Source organism: Stutzerimonas frequens (assembly GCF_024448335.1).
GTDB lineage: Bacteria > Pseudomonadota > Gammaproteobacteria > Pseudomonadales > Pseudomonadaceae > Stutzerimonas > Stutzerimonas frequens.
This window is the reverse complement of sequence record NZ_JAMOHM010000010.1, coordinates 96,636-113,825: the sequence shown is the minus strand read 5'-3', so window position 1 is coordinate 113,825 and position 17,190 is coordinate 96,636. Positions and strand designations below refer to the sequence as shown.

At 65.6% G+C, this 17,190-nt stretch carries 16 protein-coding genes; 3 read left to right on the top strand and 13 right to left on the bottom strand.

The genetic code is table 11. The annotated features are described in order from the left end of the window. The first annotated feature begins 57 nt into the window (after nucleotides 1-57). Both betB and betA read left to right on the top strand, forming a co-directional pair. The gene (gene betB / locus NAO55_RS14825; protein ID WP_102841395.1) at nucleotides 58-1,530 is read left to right on the top strand and encodes a betaine-aldehyde dehydrogenase; all 1,473 of its coding nucleotides are present in this window, start codon (nucleotides 58-60) and stop codon (nucleotides 1,528-1,530) included. Nucleotides 1,531-1,544: 14 nt separating this feature from the next. Beyond that, the gene (gene betA, locus NAO55_RS14820; RefSeq protein WP_102841394.1) at nucleotides 1,545-3,218 is read left to right on the top strand and encodes a choline dehydrogenase; all 1,674 of its coding nucleotides are present in this window, start codon (nucleotides 1,545-1,547) and stop codon (nucleotides 3,216-3,218) included. Nucleotides 3,219-3,338: 120 nt separating this feature from the next. On the opposite strand, the gene rimO is transcribed toward betA, so the two are convergent. Beyond that, complete coding sequence (gene rimO / locus NAO55_RS14815) at nucleotides 3,339-4,661, bottom strand: 30S ribosomal protein S12 methylthiotransferase RimO (RefSeq protein ID WP_102841393.1); 1,323 nt, start codon at nucleotides 4,659-4,661, stop codon at nucleotides 3,339-3,341. Nucleotides 4,662-4,953: 292 nt separating this feature from the next. On the opposite strand from rimO, the gene NAO55_RS14810 reads away from it, so the two are divergent. Continuing rightward, nucleotides 4,954-5,562 (top strand): tetratricopeptide repeat protein, encoded by a 609-nt coding sequence (locus NAO55_RS14810; protein ID WP_232244545.1) that lies wholly within the window; start codon nucleotides 4,954-4,956, stop codon nucleotides 5,560-5,562. Here NAO55_RS14810 and NAO55_RS14805 read toward each other — a convergent pair. The 12 genes from NAO55_RS14805 to NAO55_RS14750 form a co-directional block, all read right to left on the bottom strand. Then, complete coding sequence (locus tag NAO55_RS14805; RefSeq protein ID WP_102841392.1) at nucleotides 5,540-6,637, bottom strand: acyltransferase family protein; 1,098 nt, start codon at nucleotides 6,635-6,637, stop codon at nucleotides 5,540-5,542. The genes NAO55_RS14810 and NAO55_RS14805 overlap by 23 nt on opposite strands. 20 nt (nucleotides 6,638-6,657) lie before the next feature. Then, a complete protein-coding gene (locus tag NAO55_RS14800; protein ID WP_369806263.1) occupies nucleotides 6,658-7,725 on the bottom strand; it encodes a glycosyltransferase in 1,068 nt (355 codons plus the stop codon). A 12-nt stretch (nucleotides 7,726-7,737) separates the two neighbouring features. Then, a complete protein-coding gene (locus NAO55_RS14795; RefSeq protein WP_063543578.1) occupies nucleotides 7,738-7,947 on the bottom strand; it encodes a hypothetical protein in 210 nt (69 codons plus the stop codon). Between the two features lie 37 nt (nucleotides 7,948-7,984). Continuing rightward, nucleotides 7,985-8,326: a hypothetical protein gene (locus tag NAO55_RS14790; protein ID WP_146030741.1), complete on the bottom strand. Its 342-nt coding sequence runs from the start codon at nucleotides 8,324-8,326 to the stop codon at nucleotides 7,985-7,987. A 37-nt stretch (nucleotides 8,327-8,363) separates the two neighbouring features. Beyond that, nucleotides 8,364-9,569: a glycosyltransferase family 4 protein gene (locus tag NAO55_RS14785; protein WP_102841389.1), complete on the bottom strand. Its 1,206-nt coding sequence runs from the start codon at nucleotides 9,567-9,569 to the stop codon at nucleotides 8,364-8,366. A 65-nt stretch (nucleotides 9,570-9,634) separates the two neighbouring features. Then, on the bottom strand, nucleotides 9,635-10,669 hold the full coding sequence (locus tag NAO55_RS14780; RefSeq protein ID WP_102841388.1) for an acyltransferase: 1,035 nt from the start codon (nucleotides 10,667-10,669) through the stop codon (nucleotides 9,635-9,637). Nucleotides 10,670-10,714: 45 nt separating this feature from the next. Beyond that, a complete protein-coding gene (locus NAO55_RS14775; protein WP_102841387.1) occupies nucleotides 10,715-11,827 on the bottom strand; it encodes a glycosyltransferase family 4 protein in 1,113 nt (370 codons plus the stop codon). 137 nt (nucleotides 11,828-11,964) lie between these two features. Next, on the bottom strand, nucleotides 11,965-13,287 hold the full coding sequence (locus NAO55_RS14770) for a glycoside hydrolase family 113 protein (protein WP_180981661.1): 1,323 nt from the start codon (nucleotides 13,285-13,287) through the stop codon (nucleotides 11,965-11,967). Between the two features lie 25 nt (nucleotides 13,288-13,312). After that, nucleotides 13,313-14,611 carry a hypothetical protein gene (locus tag NAO55_RS14765; protein ID WP_102841385.1) on the bottom strand — a complete coding sequence of 433 codons (1,299 nt, stop codon included), beginning with the start codon at nucleotides 14,609-14,611 and terminating at the stop codon, nucleotides 13,313-13,315. Beyond that, nucleotides 14,505-15,815: a glycosyltransferase family 4 protein gene (locus tag NAO55_RS14760; protein ID WP_102841384.1), complete on the bottom strand. Its 1,311-nt coding sequence runs from the start codon at nucleotides 15,813-15,815 to the stop codon at nucleotides 14,505-14,507. The genes NAO55_RS14765 and NAO55_RS14760 overlap by 107 nt, the downstream gene beginning before the upstream one ends. A gap of 60 nt (nucleotides 15,816-15,875) precedes the next feature. Continuing rightward, nucleotides 15,876-16,385 carry a transcription/translation regulatory transformer protein RfaH gene (gene rfaH / locus NAO55_RS14755; protein ID WP_102841383.1) on the bottom strand — a complete coding sequence of 170 codons (510 nt, stop codon included), beginning with the start codon at nucleotides 16,383-16,385 and terminating at the stop codon, nucleotides 15,876-15,878. Nucleotides 16,386-16,436: 51 nt separating this feature from the next. After that, nucleotides 16,437-17,183 carry a WbqC family protein gene (locus NAO55_RS14750; protein ID WP_102841382.1) on the bottom strand — a complete coding sequence of 249 codons (747 nt, stop codon included), beginning with the start codon at nucleotides 17,181-17,183 and terminating at the stop codon, nucleotides 16,437-16,439. Nucleotides 17,184-17,190: the final 7 nt, after the last annotated feature.

Here is a 17,190-nt window from a genome sequence, read left to right as displayed (position 1 = left end):
CCATGTCGCGGCAGCGTCGATCCGCTGCCGCCACAGACAGTACGAACGAGGTAGAACATGGCCCGTTTCCCACGGCAGCAACTCTATATCCATGGCGGCTACGCCGACGCCAGCAGCAACCAGACCTTCGAAAGCATCAACCCGGCCAACGGCGAAGTCCTGGCCGAAGTGCCCGAGGCCGGTGCGGCCGATCTGGAACGTGCGGTTGAAAGCGCCGAGCAGGGCCAGCGCGTCTGGGCAGCACTGACCGGCATCGAGCGGGCGCGCATCATGCGGCGCGCGGTCGATCTCTTGCGCGAGCGCAACGACGAGTTGGCCCTGCTGGAAACCCTGGACACCGGCAAGCCGCTGAGCGAGACCCGCAGCGTTGACATCGTCACCGGTGCCGACGTGCTGGAGTACTACGCGGGCCTGGCTCCGGCCATCGAGGGCGAGCAGATTCCGCTGCGCGACAGCAGCTTCGTCTATACCCGGCGCGAACCGCTGGGCGTGGTGGCCGGCATCGGTGCCTGGAACTACCCGATCCAGATCGCCCTGTGGAAGGCCGCTCCGGCGCTGGCTGCGGGCAACGCGATGATCTTCAAGCCCAGTGAGGTCACGCCCTTGAGCGCGCTCAAGCTGGCGGAAATCTTCAGCGAGGCCGGGCTGCCTGACGGCGTGTTCAACGTGCTGACCGGCAGTGGCGCCGGCATCGGTGCGCTGATCACCGAGCACCCGCGCATCGCCAAGGTGTCCTTCACCGGCGGTGTGGCGACCGGCAAGAAGGTCATGGCCAGCGCGGCAGGCTCTTCGCTGAAGGACGTGACCATGGAACTGGGCGGCAAGTCGCCGCTGATCGTCTGCGAGGACGCCGATCTGGATCGCGCGGCCGATATCGCGGTCATGGCCAACTTCTTCAGCTCCGGCCAGGTGTGCACCAACGGCACACGGGTGTTCGTCCCCGCGGGCCTGAAAGCGGCCTTCGAGGACAAGCTGCTGGAGCGCGTGCAGCGCATCCGCCTGGGCGATCCGCAGCAGGATGAGACCAACTTCGGTCCCCTGGTCAGCTTCGCGCACATGAACAAGGTGCTCGACTACATCGTCAAGGGCAAGGCCGCTGGCGCGCGGCTGCTCTGTGGCGGTGAGCGGGTGACCGAGGGCGAGTACGCCAGGGGCGCCTTCGTCGCACCCACCGTCTTCAGCGACTGCAGCGACGACATGACGATCGTGCGCGAAGAGATCTTCGGCCCGGTGCTGAGCCTGCTCGAGTATCAGGATGAGGACGAAGTCATCCGCCGCGCCAACGACACCGAGTACGGCCTCGCCGCCGGCGTGGTCACCAGCGATCTGGCGCGGGCGCACCGCATCATCCATCGCCTCGAGGCCGGCATCTGCTGGATCAATACCTGGGGCGAATCGCCGGCGCAGATGCCGGTCGGTGGCTACAAGCAGTCCGGCATCGGCCGCGAAAACGGCATCGCCTCGCTGGCGCACTACACGCGGGTCAAATCGGTACAGGTAGAGCTGGGCGAGTTCGCCTCGGTGTTCTGAAGGAGGTTTGAACCATGGAATATGACTACATCATCATCGGCGCCGGCTCGGCGGGTAACGTGCTCGCCGCGCGCCTGACCGAGGATGCCGACGTCAGCGTGCTGCTGCTGGAAGCCGGCGGCCCGGACTACCGGCTGGACTTCCGGACCCAGATGCCCGCCGCGCTGGCCTATCCGCTGCAGGGCACGCGCTACAACTGGGCCTACAAGACCGACCCCGAGCCGCACATGAACAACCGTCGCATGGACTGCGGCCGCGGCAAGGGCCTGGGTGGTTCCTCGCTGATCAACGGCATGTGCTACATCCGCGGCAACGCGCTGGACTACGACAACTGGGCCAAGATCCCCGGCCTGGAAGACTGGACCTACCTCGACTGCCTGCCGTATTTCCGCAAGGCCGAATCGCGCGACATCGGCCCCAACGATTACCACGGCGGTGTCGGCCCGGTCAGCGTGACCACGCCGAAGGCCGACAACAACGAGCTGTTCCACGCCATGGTCGAAGCCGGTGTGCAGGCCGGCTATCCGCGTACCGACGACCTCAACGGCTATCAGCAGGAAGGCTTCGGCCCGATGGACCGTACCGTGACGCCCCAGGGCCGGCGCGCCAGCACGGCGCGCGGCTATCTGGATCAGGCCAGGGAGCGGCCGAACCTGACCATCGAAACGCACGCGGTGACCGATCGCGTCCTGTTTGAAGGCAAGCGCGCAGTGGGCGTGCGCTACCTGCGCGATCGCAAGGATCCGTACATCGTGCGTGCGCGTCGCGAGGTGCTGCTGTGCGGCGGAGCGATCGCCTCGCCGCAGATCCTGCAGCGCTCGGGCGTCGGGCCGGGCGAGCTGCTGCGCCGGGTCGGCGTGAAACTTGTCCACGAGCTGCCCGGCGTTGGCCAGAACCTGCAGGACCATCTTGAGATGTACCTGCAGTTCGAGTGCCTGAAGCCGGTTTCGCTGTATCCAGCGCTGAAGTGGTGGAACCAGCCGGCCATCGGCGCCGAATGGCTGTTCCTCGGCAGCGGCATCGGCGCCAGCAACCAGTTCGAGGCCGGCGGCTTCATCCGCAGCAGTGACGAGTTCGAATGGCCGAACATCCAGTTCCACTTCCTGCCGGTGGCAGTCAGCTACAACGGCAGCAACGCCCATGACGGTCACAGTTTCCAGGCCCACGTCGGCTCGATGCGCTCGCCCAGCCGCGGGCGTATCGAGATCCGCTCGACCGACCCGGCCGAGGACCCGAGCATCCTGTTCAACTACATGGCCCACGAGCAGGACTGGCGCGAATTCCGCGATGCCATCCGCATCACCCGCGAGATCATCGCCCAGCCGGCGCTCGACCCTTACCGCGGTCGCGAGCTGAGCCCGGGTATCGATGCGCAGAGCGATGCCGAGCTGGACGCCTTCGTCCGCGAGCACGCCGAGACGGCCTATCACCCGTCCTGCTCCTGCAAGATGGGCAGCGACGACATGGCCGTGGTCGACGGCCAGGGCCGGGTGCATGGGCTGGAAGGGTTGCGCGTGGTGGATGCCTCGATCATGCCGCAGATCATCACCGGCAACCTCAACGCGACCACCATCATGATCGCCGAGAAGATCGCCGACCGGATTCGTGGTCATGAGCCGCTGCCGCGCAGCACGGCGAAGTACTACGTGGCCGGCAATGCGCCGGTGCGGCAACCGCCGCGGCGTTGACGAACCCGCAGCCCGGTGGTGGAAAAGGCTTCGCCGTTTCCACCACCGGGCTGCCCAGGGCTCGTAGCGCAGAAATGAAAACGCCCCGCAGAAGCGGGGCGTTTCATGTAGCGGAGCAGCTCAGATCACTTCGGCCCAGAGGTCGTACTCGTCGGCGTTGGTGACGCGCACGCGGACCTTGTCGCCCGGCTGCAGCGGCTGTTCGCTGTCGACGTAGACCATGCCGTCGATCTCCGGGGCGTCGGCCCAGGAGCGGCCGATGGCGCCGTCCTCGTCCACTTCGTCGATCAGCACGTCCAGTTCCTTGCCGACCTTCAGCTGCAGGCGCGCGGCGCTTATGGCCTGCTGGTGCGCCATGAAGCGGTCCCAGCGATCCTGCTTGATCTCGTCCGGTACCGGTTCCAGGCCCATGGCCTCGGCCGGTGCGCCTTCGACCGGCGAATACTGGAAGCAGCCGACGCGGTCGAGCTGGGCTTCGGTGAGCCAGTCGAGCAGGTATTGGAAGTCTTCCTCGGTCTCGCCGGGGAAGCCGACAATGAAGGTCGAGCGAATGGTCAGCTCGGGGCAGATCTCGCGCCACTGCTTGATGCGCGCCAGGGTCTTGTCTTCGAAGGCGGGGCGCTTCATGGCCTTGAGCACCTTCGGGCTGGCGTGCTGGAAGGGGATGTCCAGGTACGGCAGGATCTTGCCGGCGGCCATCAGCGGGATCACGTCGTCGACGTTGGGGTAGGGGTAGACGTAGTGCAGGCGCACCCAGACGCCCATCTTGCCCAGCTCCTCGCACAGCTCGAGCATGCGCGTCTTGACCGGCTGGCCGTTCCAGAAATCCAGCTTGTACTTGAGGTCGACGCCATAGGCGCTGGTGTCCTGGCTGATCACCAGGACTTCCTTCACGCCGGCCTTGACCAGGCGCTCGGCCTCGCTGAGCACATCGCCCACCGGGCGGCTGACCAGCTTGCCGCGCATGGACGGGATGATGCAGAAGCTGCAGGTATGGTTGCAGCCTTCGGAAATCTTCAGATAGGCATAGTGGCGCGGGGTGAGCTTGATGCCCTGCGGTGGCACCAGGTCGACGAAAGGATCGTGCTCGATGCTCGGCGGCACCACTTCGTGCACCGCATTGACCACCTGCTCGTACTGCTGCGGGCCGGTAACCGCCAGCACGCTGGGGTGCACGCCACGGATGTTGTTCTCGTCCACGCCCATGCAGCCGGTGACGATCACCTTGCCGTTCTCGGCGATCGCCTCGCCGATGGCGTCCAGCGATTCGGCCTTTGCACTGTCGATGAAGCCGCAGGTATTGACCACCACCACATCGGCATCCTCGTAGGACGGCACGATCTGGTAACCCTCCATGCGCAGCTGGGTGAGGATGCGTTCAGAGTCGACCGTGGCCTTGGGGCAACCCAGGCTGACGAACCCGACTGTTGGCGTTTTGCTCATCGACTTTGAACCTCGAAAACCGCGCATTAAAAAGGCGCGCGAGTATACCGATGTGGATGTTTTTTAGCCAGATTGCGGCAGCGGCCGTATGTCTGTCGGCTGACGAACATCGTCGTGGCGGGGACGCGGCGCCCAGCGATCGTCAGGCGCCGACGTCCAGGCCCAGCAAGTCGCTACTGGGCCGAGTCGCATCCTGCAGGTTCTGCTCGGCCAGCATCGTTGCGGAGGAAGGGGCGCCGTTACGGTACTCGCTCGGCGTACAGCCAACGAACTGCTTGAACGCGCGCGCGCCGTGTCGCTGGACCAGCAGCGCCAGGCGGGCGGTGATGCCGCTGCAGCGGCAGATGCGCTCAAGGTCGATCGTCAGTCGCCGGTACGGTTGTACAACGCACTGGGGGTGCTCGCCGACCTGAACAACGACTTCGCCCAGGCCGAGCGCTATTACCGGTTGGCCTTGCAGATCGAGCCGCGTTCGGTGCTGGTGCAAAACAGCCTCGGCTATTCCTACTACATGGCCGGGCACTGGCAGGAAGCCGAGCGCGTATTCCGCCGCGCGCTGGATCGCAACACCGCCTATGCGCCGCTGTGGCGCAACTACGGACTGCTGATGGCGCGCACGGAACGCTACGAGGAGGCGCTGTCGGCTTTCGAGCAGATCGGGTCGCGCGCGCAGGCGAGCAACGATGTGGGCTACATCTGCCTGGTGGAGGGCAAGTTGGACGAGGCCGAGCAGTTCTTCCGCAGCGCTATGGAGCAGTCGCCGTCGCACTACGCCACCGCCTGGGACAATCTGGAGCGCGTTCGCCAGCTGCGCAAGGTGCGCCAGCTCGGTCTTGGTCAGGCGCAACCCGATGCGGTTGCCTCGACTGCCGCCGACGTCAGGGTATTCGCCGTACCCTGACCGGCGGGACGATGGCCGCCGTAGCGGCGGCCTGGTCGCTGCGCGGGGCGCGCGGCAGGTAGCGCTTGAGGCGCAGGGCCGGCGCCTCGATCAGATGCCAGGACAGCACGGCCAGCAGCAGGCTGCCGGCGAAGCTCAGCAGCATGAAGGGAACCAGGGATAGCTGCCCATCGGTCCAGTGCATCAGCAGTTGCTGAAGTGGAAAACTGAAGATGTACAGGCCGTAGGAGAAGTCGCCGGCCTTGCCGAAACCGGCCAGGCGCGGCACGCGCAAGTGTGCCAGGTAGAGCGTCAGGTACGGCAGGGTGAGCAGGTGCACCAGTTCCCAGTGGTCGCTGCGGGCGCTGACGAGATTGGCCGCGAGCAGTAGCCAGGCGAGCGTCCAGTGCCAGTGAATGCGCAAGCGGTACAGGTACAGCACTACGCCGGCATAGAAGAACATCCCCAACCGCGAGGCCTTGCGTAGCAGGTCGCTCTGCAGCTCGAGAAGCGGCATCAGATGAAAGTGCACGCCCACCAGCAGAAACAGGCCGATCAGCGCGCTGTTGCGACCGAAGCACTTGAGCAACCCCAGGGTGAGCACCGAGGCATACATCAGCACCTCATAGGGCAGCGTCCACAGCGAGCCGTTGACCGTATGTGGAAACGGATTGCTGGAAAAGGTCCCGGGCAGGCGGAACTCGGTGATCAGCGCGGCATTGCTCAGGTAGGCGAGTGTGCCGGGTGCGGCGAAATAGTCGCCCAGCGGCAGCGCCGTCGCCAGCGGGCCGACCAGCAGGACCGCCAACAGCACCGATACGAGCAACGCCGGAAGGATGCGCAAGGCCCGCTTGGCGGCGAAATCCAGCACGCTGCGACTGTTCAGCCATGAGCCAGCGATGAGAAAGCCGCTCATGACGAAGAAGATGTGCACGGCGATGTCCGCCGAGTCGTAGCTGCCGCTGAACAGGCGCAGGGGCTCCCGGTCAGCCTGCCCGGACAACCCGTAGCTATGGCCGAACACCACCATCGAGGCGGCGAAGAATCGCAGAAAATCGAAGTTGTTGTCTCTTGGCGCGGTGGTTGGCGCGTGCATCGGTTTCCCCTTGGGTGTGGTCAGCGCAGCGGAAAGGTCTGGTTCATTCCCAGCGTGCGGCTCTCGCCGTCACGGATGGCCTGCTCGATCAACCGCAGCCGCTGCGGAGTCTGATGCCGCCGGGCGATGTAGCGCAGCAGCGCAAGGAAGATCCGCCGGTTCAGGCGGTACAGCCAGGGCGAGGCCGCCCAGATGTGGGTGTCGAACCAGGCCTGGTTGCGTGCGGTGTAGTAGGCGCGAAAGTCCGAGTCACCGAGCAGGAAGGCTTCGTAGATGTTGCGGGTGTGGGCCTTGATGTTCCACGACAGCTCCAGCTCGTCGATCACGGCGTCGGTGACCAGGCGCAGCCGGCCGCCACCGGCAGTGATGCGGCGGGTGTACTCGGTGTCGTCGGCGTAGAGCACCAGCTCGCGCAGTGGCACGCCGATGGTCTGGTACAGGCTGCGGTGGGCGAGCATGCCACCATAGGGTGCGAACGGCAGGTCCAGCGTACGCGGCGGGATGCCTTGCGGGCGCCCCCAAGGCAGGCGGCGCCAGATCTTGTAGGGCAGCTGCGCGACGTGAAATCCGAAGTAGCTGGAGCGCGGCTGGATGGCGAAGCGGCCCGGTACGCCGCGGGCGATATCCTCCTGCTGACTGGCACGAAAGCCCAGTACCGCGGCGCGATCCAGGCCGACCTCCTGACCGAGGCGGGCCAGCTCCTCGTGCAGCAGGCGTACGGCGGCCGCGGTGGGTGCATTGTCGTCATCCATCATCCAGATGTAATGCGCGCCCTCGGCGAGCGCCGCCTGCAGCCCGACCGCGTAACCGTTGGCCGAGCCGGTGTTGTGCTCCAGCGAAATGATGCGTACCTGGCCGGGCCAGCGGCTGCAGAGCTGCTCCAGCGGCGCGCGTGACGCATTGCTGACCACCAGCACGCGTGTGATCTGCTCGAAGCGGAAGGCCTGCTCGATCAGGCGCTGGAGGAATGGCAGGCGCTCGCCATAGGTCACCGTGACGATGGTGGTTTGCTTAAGGGCCGCCTCGTCGGGCAGCTCGGCGGCATTCACGCACGGACGCAGGGCTTCGGGGCATGCAAGGTTCGACATGGCGGGCATTCCTCAGCCTTGTTCGGAGGTGGTGACTGGGATGTCGCCGGTGGGCGCCGCGGGGGCTAGCCGATCATCGTCGTCGGGGCTGAAAAAGGCGTGGAATACCCGAATGAAGGTTTCCCCCGGGGCGCCGCTGGCGCCCGGAGCGGGAATGAGTTCGGTATAGGAGTAGCCGTCCGCCAGAACCAGCGAGGTCCTGGATGGTGCGTCTGTGCTCATGCTGTAGCTCCTGAAGAAGCGGGGCTGCGGGCCCTGATCAGAATGAATAACGTCTGTTGTCCACCGGCCGGGTAGGAAGCGAGTCCGAGGCGGGTTCAGCGAAACGATGCTGTCGAGCGCCCGGCAGCGGGCTGGCCTTCTGGCCACCGCCGGATGCGCCGCAGTGCGGTGCGACAGTGGCCGGGGCGGGTCGGTAGGCGATGACGCTGGGGCCGTTGGCGGGGTCGCATGCGTGGTCGTCGGTGGCGCCGGGTGACGGCTGTGCCGGGGCGGTCGAAAGCGGTTCGCTCATGCTCATGGCACCGCTCGATCCGCTCATCAGCACAAGGGCAAAGCCGAGCGCGCGGGTCGCCCGCAGCCATTGCTTTACTGTGTTCATCCTTGAAACCTCGTAAATGTGATGGGGAAGGGTGTGGTCAGGCGTGCTTTATCGGAACCACCGCGGCCGGATAGAGAGGCGTGCTCGGTTGGGAACTGGGCGCCAGGGCCAGGCCGTCGCCGAGCCTGGCTTCGCGCAGTCGCGCCTCGACGAAGGCGCGGATCTCCAGCTCGAATCGCTCACCCGAGAAACGTTCGGCGTTGCGCCGGCAGCTTGCCGCGCTGATGCGCGCGCGCTGGCGTTCGAACTCGTCGATGGCCGCGATGATCGAAGCGGTTGTCTGCTCGGGGTAGAACACCCCGGTGGGCTCGGCATGCTCGAGCCCCCGCACGGTTTCCAGCACGCCGCCGCGACCGTAGGCGATCACCGGGGTGCCGCAGGCCTGGGCCTCGATCGGCGCGATGCCGAAATCCTCTTCTGCGGCGAAGACGAAGGCCCTGGCGCGCTGCATGTGGCGCAGCAGCACCTCGAAGCTCTGATAACCGAGCAGGGACACATTGGGCCCGGCGACTTCGCGGGCCTTGTCCATCTCCGGGCCGCTGCCGATCACGATCAGGCGCTTGTCCGGCATCGCCGCGAAGGCCTCGACGATCAGCGGAATCTTCTTGTACGGCACCATGCGAGAGGCGGTCAGGTAGAAGTCTTCCTTGGCCTCGTGCAGGGTGAACTGGCGGGTATCCACCGGGGGGTAGATCACCGTGGACTGGCGCCGGTAACTCTTGTTGATGCGCCGGCCGATGAAATGCGAATTGGCGATGAACTCGTCGACGCCACTGGCGGTGCGCTGATCCCACATGCGCATGTAGTGCAGCAGCATGCGCGCCAGCTTGGCCTTGACGCCGCGCTCCAGGCTGGCTTCGTGCAGGTACTGGTGCTGCAGATCCCAGGCGTAGCGAATGGGCGAATGCACGTAGCTGATGTGCAGCTGGTTGGGGCCGGTCAGCACGCCCTTGGCCACCGCATGGCTGCTGGAAATGACCAGATCGTAGGCCGACATGTCCAGCTGCTCGATGGCCAGCGGCATCAGCGGCAGATACTTCTGATAGTGCGTGCGGGCCTTGGGCAACTGCTGGATAAAGGTCGTGGTGGCGCGCTTGCCGCCGAGGTGGGCGCGGTCTTCATCGGATAGGAAATCGATGACGGCGAACAGGTCGGCGTCCGGCCACACGGCGCACAGCCCGGCGAGCACGCGCTCGGCGCCGGCGTAGGTCACCAGCCAGTCGTGAACGATGGCAACTTTCATGGATTGACTTCCTTGGTCTAGAGGATCGGCGGCGGGGCCGCCTTGCAGGCATGAAACGGGGATGGTCAGCGCATGTGCAGGCGTGCCAGCGGCAGCAGGCCGCTTTGCCCGGTGAGGCGCTTGCCGGCGTGTGCCAGCGGTTGCTCTAGCAGCCAGCGACAGAGCATGGCGCTGCCCAGTGCCAGCAGCAGACCCAGCAGTGCGGTGCCGATTACCGCGCCCGGCCCGCTGATTGCGAGGTTTTGCATCAACAGCGCGGCCAGTCGCTGCATCGCTGGCAACAGCAGATAGAGCCCATAACCGAGCTGGCCCAGCCAGACCAGCAGCGGCGTGCCTATCGTCAGGCGACCGGTGAGCAGCACGAAGCCGGCCAGCGCCACGGCGTAGGTCAGCAGCTGCCGTGCCCAGGCCGCTTCGCCCTGCGACCAGCCAGCGAGAAAGATGACCGGCAGCACCAGCACGTAGGCTCGTCGCGTGTAGCGTGCGTATTCCCGGGCGCGGCGGCGGGCATAGCTACTGTCGGCATGCTGCGCCTCGTGCCGCAGGGAGGCGAACAGCATCAGCGACACCAGCAGCGGCAGCGTGACCGGCAATGCGCCATCCAGCAGCTGCCGGGCCAGCGCCAGCAGGAGCGAGCAGGCCAACAGCAGCAGAGCGGCACCGGCGCGCAGACTAACGCTGTGCAGCAGGCCGAGCTGATGCATCAACAGGCACAGCAGATAGAACAACAGGATCGGCGGCATCGCGCCGTAGGCGCTGGCGACCTCGAACGGGATGGCTTGCTTGGCTGCTGTCACCCCGGGCAGCCAGGCTGACGCCTCCGGCAGCAGCAGCGCCGTCAGCAGCGCGGCCAGCAGGTAAAGCGGCACCAGGCGCAGCAGACGGCGCACCACGAAGCCGCGTCCGCCATCGCTGCTGGCATGCAGACTGGCCGGCACCACGAAGCCGCAGCCGAGCAAAAACCAGAGCGTCGCCAGCAGCCAGAGGTCTACGCCCAGGCCCGCCGTAGCGCCGTCGGCCGTTGCTAGCGGCAGCGCGTGCATGAGCAGCAGGAGTGCTGCGCCGCCGCGCAGCGCATCGACATGTGCCAACCGTTCCATGGTCTGCCTCGCTTGATGATTGAACGAACGAACCGGGGAGGGCGCTCAGGGCAGGCGCCGCTCGGATGACCAGGCAACCATCGGAGGCGGGCTGCGCTTGCCGGTCAGGGTCTGGTCGATGAGTTGCGAGACGATCTGTGCCGAGCGTTTCCAGGAGTAGCGCAGCACATTGCCTTCGCCCAGGGTGCGCAGGTCGTCGCGCAGCTGCGCATCGCGCAGCACATGGCCCATGCAGCGGGCGATGTCCTCGATGTCGAGTGGGTCGAAGTACAGCACGCTTTCGCCCAGCACCTCCGGTATCGATGCCGCCCGCGCCGCGATCACCGGACAGCCGCAGGCCTGAGCCTCCAACGGTGGAATGCCGAAGCCTTCGTACAGCGACGGGAAGACGAAAGCCCGGGCACCCTGGTACTCACGCACCAGCTGCGCATCGTCGATGCGCCCGAGCAGGCACACCCGGCCGTCATCGCTTACGCTGCAATCGGTGCCGGAGAACACCGAATGCGAATCGCCGACGATGTGCAGCTCGACGTCGTCGAAGCCCTCCAGGCTGAGGAATGCCGCGACCATGCGGGCGAAGTTCTTGTGCGCATTGGGCGAGGAAACCGCCAGCAGGTAGGGCTTGTCCCGCTCATTGGGCGCCTGCGGATCGGGCGGACGGAACGTCCGGGCGACGGCGTTGGGCACCACGCAGATCTTCTCGCTCGGGTAACCGTAGTAACCGGCGATTTCCCGGCGGGAAAAGTCGCTGACCGTGATCAGCGCCTTGATGCGTCTGAGCAGCAATGGCGTCAGCCCCTTGTAGAAACCGCGGAAGGCGCGTGAGTAGCTCTCCGGGTGGCGGACATAGGTAATGTCGTGATGGGTCGCGACCTGGTTGCGGTAGATCAGCGGCGCGGTGTTGCACAGCGAGACCAGCGGCGGCGAGCCGTTGCGCGCCAGCCACAGTGGCAAATCCAACTGTTCCCATAGATGGCCGCTGTGGCGACCGATGCAGCGCACCTGCAGGCGCTTGGCGCTGTCGTGCATGCGAATGTCGTGCGGGGCGACGAAGGTCAGGTCGTTGCGCGTCGCGCCCAGCTCCAGGCAGACCTGTTCGGCGAAGCGTTGTACGCCGCGGGTCTCCTGGGTGAGGAATCGTGCGTTGATGACGATCATCCGGGTTCTCCTTGCGGGGGTACCAGGTATTCGGTTGGGAAGATCAACCAGCGCGGGCGATGGGCATCCCTGCGACCGGCAATGTCACCGGCAGGCGATTCGCACGGGCGCCTCGATCCGCGGGCTGTCGCGTGTGCTCAGCCCTCGGGGGCGACGGCGCGCAGGCTGATGATCTTGGGAAAGCCGTCGAGCTTCACCGTGGTGCTGCAGGCGTCGTCACTGGCCGGGCAGCGCCATTCGTTGCCAGTGGTCACCCGTCCGTGGCGGGGTTGCGCGGTATCAATCATCGCCACGCGCCCGGTGATGCCTTCGTTGTTCTCGTTGCCGCGCAGCTCGACGGTCCTTGGCTTGCCGGTGCTCCAGGCCACCAGCAGTTCGTCCTCGCCCCGGGCGAAGCGCAACATCACCACGTCATTCGCGGTGTTTTCCAGGCGCCCGAGGTAGGCGTACTGGCTGACGATCTCGCTGATCGCGGCGAGTACCGGGTAGGCCGGTTTGGGCGTGAAATCCTGACGCACCAGGCCGAAGTTGTGCTCGCGCTCGGTCTTGTCGGTGCCGTCGTTGCGGAAGTCGTACCACCACATGCCCTTGATGTTCGGCAGCGTTCGGGCGAGGAAGAATGCCCGCGCCAGGTAGGCGGCCTGCAGGTTTTCGTCGATGCCGCACGCGCCCTGGTGCGAGGGCCAGGCCATCTCGGTCAGGTAGAGCGGCACCGGACGCCCGGCGGCGCGGGTCAGTTCCTTGTCTACCTCGGCCATCCAGTCGATCCAGGCTTCCGGTGTATTGCGCCGCCAACCGCGGCAATGCACGTAGGGGTGCAGCGAGAGGCCGTCCACCGACTGCATCAGGCCGTTCTCCAGCAGGCGCAGAGCGAAACCAGACTCGATGCCCTGGCTGGTCACGGCGCCGGCCAGCACGGTAGCAGCCGGGTCACGCTGGCGGATGATCCCTGCCGCGTCGGCGATGAGCCGGGCGTAGTCCTGGGTGAACGCCGGGTCGCGGGGGTCTTCCACGTCCCACTCGTTCCAGATCTCGTAATAGGCCACCTGGCCCTTGAGGTTCTCGGTAACGAAGTCGACATAGCGGTTGTACGCGGCCCGCACCGGCTCGCTTCTGGGCTTCTCGCCACCCCCGTGATGCTGGTTTCCATAACCGAGAATGAACTGGGTACTCAGGCCATGGCGGGCGGTTTCCTTCAGGTAGCGCTGCCAGGACGGTTCGATCTTCAGCTGGTTCGGCTGGCGCTCGACATAGGCCCAGTGGGCATCGGTGCGTACCGAGGTGATGCCGGCATCGCGCATCATGGCGTAGGCGCGACCGCTGGGGTCGCCTTTGTGCAGCTCATGGGCGCAGACACCGACGACGAAGGGTTCGTCAACGGTTTGCGCCGTAATCGGGAACGAACAGCCGAGCAGACCGCCGTACAGTACGGCGTTGAGCAGGGTAGAGCGCATCGTCATGTGGATCATCCGTGAGGGTTGAGGCTCAGATCAGGCGTTGCAGTTCGGGCAGTCGCTGGGCGGCGAGGCCGTCGGCCGGCGACCGGGCCGGGGTCAGCACATGGGAGATCGCCAGGCCGAGGAACAGGGTGGCCGTGGTCACCTCCAGCACATCGGTGGCCCAGGCCACGAGACACAGGCAGAACACGATGGGCAGCAGCGCGTTGCGCCACCGTGAACCGCGCTCGTGCAGGCGCAGCATGAGCGGGAAGGTCAGCAGGTAGAGCAGCACGCCGAAGATCCCGAGCATCCCCCACAGATACAGCGCGGTGTTGTCGGCGATGCTCAGCAGCTCCAGCCCCGGCAGCGGATAGACCTGGCCGGCGCTGCCCACCGTGCCGAAGCCGGCGCCCCACCAGCCCCAGCCTTCACGGGTGATGACGCCGATGAAGTTCGGCCAGCTGTTGATCAGCCGGTCGGCGAACGAGGCGAGCAAGGTGCCATTGTTGGCCGCATTGGGGTCCAGGCTCAGCACCAGGCTGGCCATCGGCAGCATCAGGCCGACCAGCACTGCAACGAGAAAAGCCGTGGCGCTGGCAAAACGATATGCGGTGACGATCAGCATCAGCAGGGTCAGCACATAGGCCGCCGCGGTGGACTTGTTGGTGGTCAGCACGATGCCGATCAGCGCGGCGACATACAGCATCAGCCGCAGCAGCCGCGAGCGGGTGAACGCGGCGATGAACAGGCTGTAGATCGCGATCATCACCGACAGCGCCGTGGACATGCGGGCGAAACCGCCGATGCGGTCGATGTCGTCGAACGCCCAGGAGCGGTTGGCGCTCAGTTCCACCTCGCCGACCATGTAGCTGTAGCCCTTCCACGGCACGCTGGTGAGCAGGTCCAGGGCGATGCCGACGAACGAGGCGATGAGGCAGAAGCCGATGACTCGCCGCAGCAGCCCGAGCCGCAGCTCCAGGTGCCGGCCGCAGATCAGGCCGAACAGCAGCGGGATGTAGATGAACAGGCTGAAGCCGATGTTGTGCAGCTCCGCCCCATGCATCAGCGCCAGCTGGCTGGACGTCACCAGGCCGAGCAGCACCAGCCAGAACAGTGGCCAGCCGCGATAGCGCAGCAGTTCCAGGCTCAGCGCCGCCAGACAGGCAATCTTGGGCAGGTACAGCAGCCAGGAGATCCCGGCCATGTCGAAGTAGTAGCGCAGGGCGCCGGAGAAGGTTTCAGTCAGCAGCAGCGAGGCGACGACCAGCGTCAACAGGGTCGACTTGTCGAAGGCCAACGGATTCGAGTCGCGTGGTCGCGGAGTGATCAGCAGGCTCTGGTTCATGGTGGATTCTCGTTCCCTGAAGCGTCTCGTGCAGGATCGACTGATAGCGGTCCAGCATGCGTTCCATATCCAGCAGTGGCAGCACGCTGGCGCGGGCCTGGCTGGCAAGGCGGTGGCGTAGGGTGCCGTCGATGTACAGCCAGAGCATGGCGATGCCGAGCGAATCCGGATCGTCGGGCGAGCAGAGCAGACCGTTGTGTCCGTCGCGGATGATCTCGGGCAGCCCGCCCATGTCGCTGGCGATCACCGGCAGCTGATTGGCGCAGCCCTCGACGGCCACCAGGCCGAATGGCTCGGCCCACAGCGAGGGCACCACCAGCACGTCGATGCTCTGCATGAACTCGTCCCGGTCGCAGTAGCCGAGAAAGCTCACCTTGGCCGGGTCGGCCATGGCCTTGAGGCGGGCCTCGTAGTCCAGCTTGCCGCGCCCGGCGATATCCAGCCGTGCATCGATTCCCAGGCGCTGGAACTGCGTGATCAGCCAGCCAACACCCTTGTTCTCCGAAAGCGTGCCGATGTAGCCGAAGCGCAGCGGATGTCCGCTGCGTGATTTGAGTCGGCTGCCGATGCCGGTCTCGGCCGGTGTGCAGTTGTGCACCACATGCTGGCGAGTGTGGCTGAAGTAACCCTGGGCGGTGATGCGTTCGAGAATGAAGCGGCTGACACCGATCACGGTCGAGACCTGCGTCGAAGCGCGGGCATGGCCGAGGCGGAACGTCGAGCACAGGCCACACTGGCGCTGGCAGCTCCTGCCGTGGTTGAACATGGTGTCCTTGGGGCAGAGCAGATACAGGTCGTGCAGCACCTGGACGATGGGCAGGCCCGCGGCGCTGATCTCATCCCAGGCGGAAATCGACCAACCGGTGAGGTTGTTGCTGACGACGATGTCCGGCTGCTCGCGCCGGATCACATCGCGCACGTGGCGGCGCATCTCGCCGTTGTAGCGGTCGCGGTAGTGCCAGCCGAGTCGGGCCAGGCGGCTCGGACGTTGCTGGGTGTAGTGCCAGTAGAAATTGGCCAGCCCGGCGCGATAGACGCGCACCTGATTCTGGGTTTGCGAGTGCAGGCCGGCATCCGGGCCGGTCGCCAGTACGGCCACCTCGCAGCCACGCCGCTGCAAGCCTTCGGCGAGGTGGCGCAGCATGACTTCAGCGCCACCGCCTACATGCGGCGGATAGAACGCGTTGAGCAATAGGATCTTCATGGTTTGGCTCGCTGTCTGGGCCTGTCAGGCCGTGCGGGTTCAGCGAGAACCCGCCTGATCTCAGGCATGGCACTGAAGGTAGCGGTTGGGCACCCGTACCTTCTGTTCTCGCTGCAGCAGGTTGAGCAGGATGATCGAGCGCTCCTCGCCATCGCTGGCGACGAAGATGGCTTCGATATCGGCGAAGCTGCCACCGCAGACCTGGACCCGCTCGCCCGGCTTGAAGGTCAGGTTCGTCGGGCGTTCGTCCCGGGCCAGGCGTTGTCGCAGCTGTTCGATCAGCTCGTCGCGTACCGGCGTCGGCTGGCCGCCGAAGGTCACTACGCGGCTCACGCCACGCGTCGAGCGGATCGGGTACCAGTTGTCATGTGTGCAATCGAGGCGGATGAACAGGTAACCCGGAAACAGCGCCTCGCCGTTTCGGCCGGGCGCCGAGCCACGGCTGGTCGAGGGCGCCTTGAGCGGCCGATAGCACTCGAAGTGCTGGCGCAGCAGGTGTTCCTCGGCGCGAGCCTCCTGTCGCGGCTTGGTCTGGATCAGGTACCAGCGTGTGGTTGTGGCGGTGGTCATGAAGGTGTCCTTCCCTTGTCGACGTTTCCGTATTCCTACGGCCAATAGCGGTCATGCCGGCATCAGCGTTGCTCGTTTCTCGTGGCCTTCCACCACGCTGAAACGCAGCAGCAGGCCCTTCAGTTGTTCGCGGCTGTTGAACATCATCACGTCGATGATCGACAGCGACGGCACGAATGCATGCTTGAGCTGGGGGTAGACGACGTCATCGTCCATGCGCAGGAAGCGCAGCAGCAGCCCCTCGGCGCGAAAGCGGGCGGGGCAGTACAGCTCCATGCCGCCGATGGGGTTGAGGTAGAGTTCGCCATCCATGCGATGGGTGATCTGGATGACGCGCTCCTGCATGTCCATCCTTGCCGGCAGATCGAGGCTGGAGCCGCGGTAGATCGGTGTGCGGATATCCAGATAGGCGCACAGCCGGCGCAGCGAATGCTCGGTAAAGGTCGCCAGGTTGCGCTCGGGGCATTCGAGGATGCTCTGGATCAGCGGCAGCACCGTGTCGCGCTGCGGCGCCCTGGCATAGCTGCGCTCGAGCGTCTTCATCAGGGCCGCGGCTTCCTTGTCGAAGTCATCGCACAGCCAGCGTTGGTTGATGCGCTCGGTCTGATGGCCCTTGCGTAGCGGGAAGGTGATCAGCTTGGGCTGACCGTTGACCAGTATCCGGTTGCGGTTCATCCATGAGCCCTTCACGTATTGCAGGTCGTCGCCCAGCACGAATACGTCGCTGAGGGCGATCAACTGAAAATAGCCCAGATAGGGAAAAAGGTAGGGCTGCATCATCGAGACGGTTCTGAGCATGGCGCAC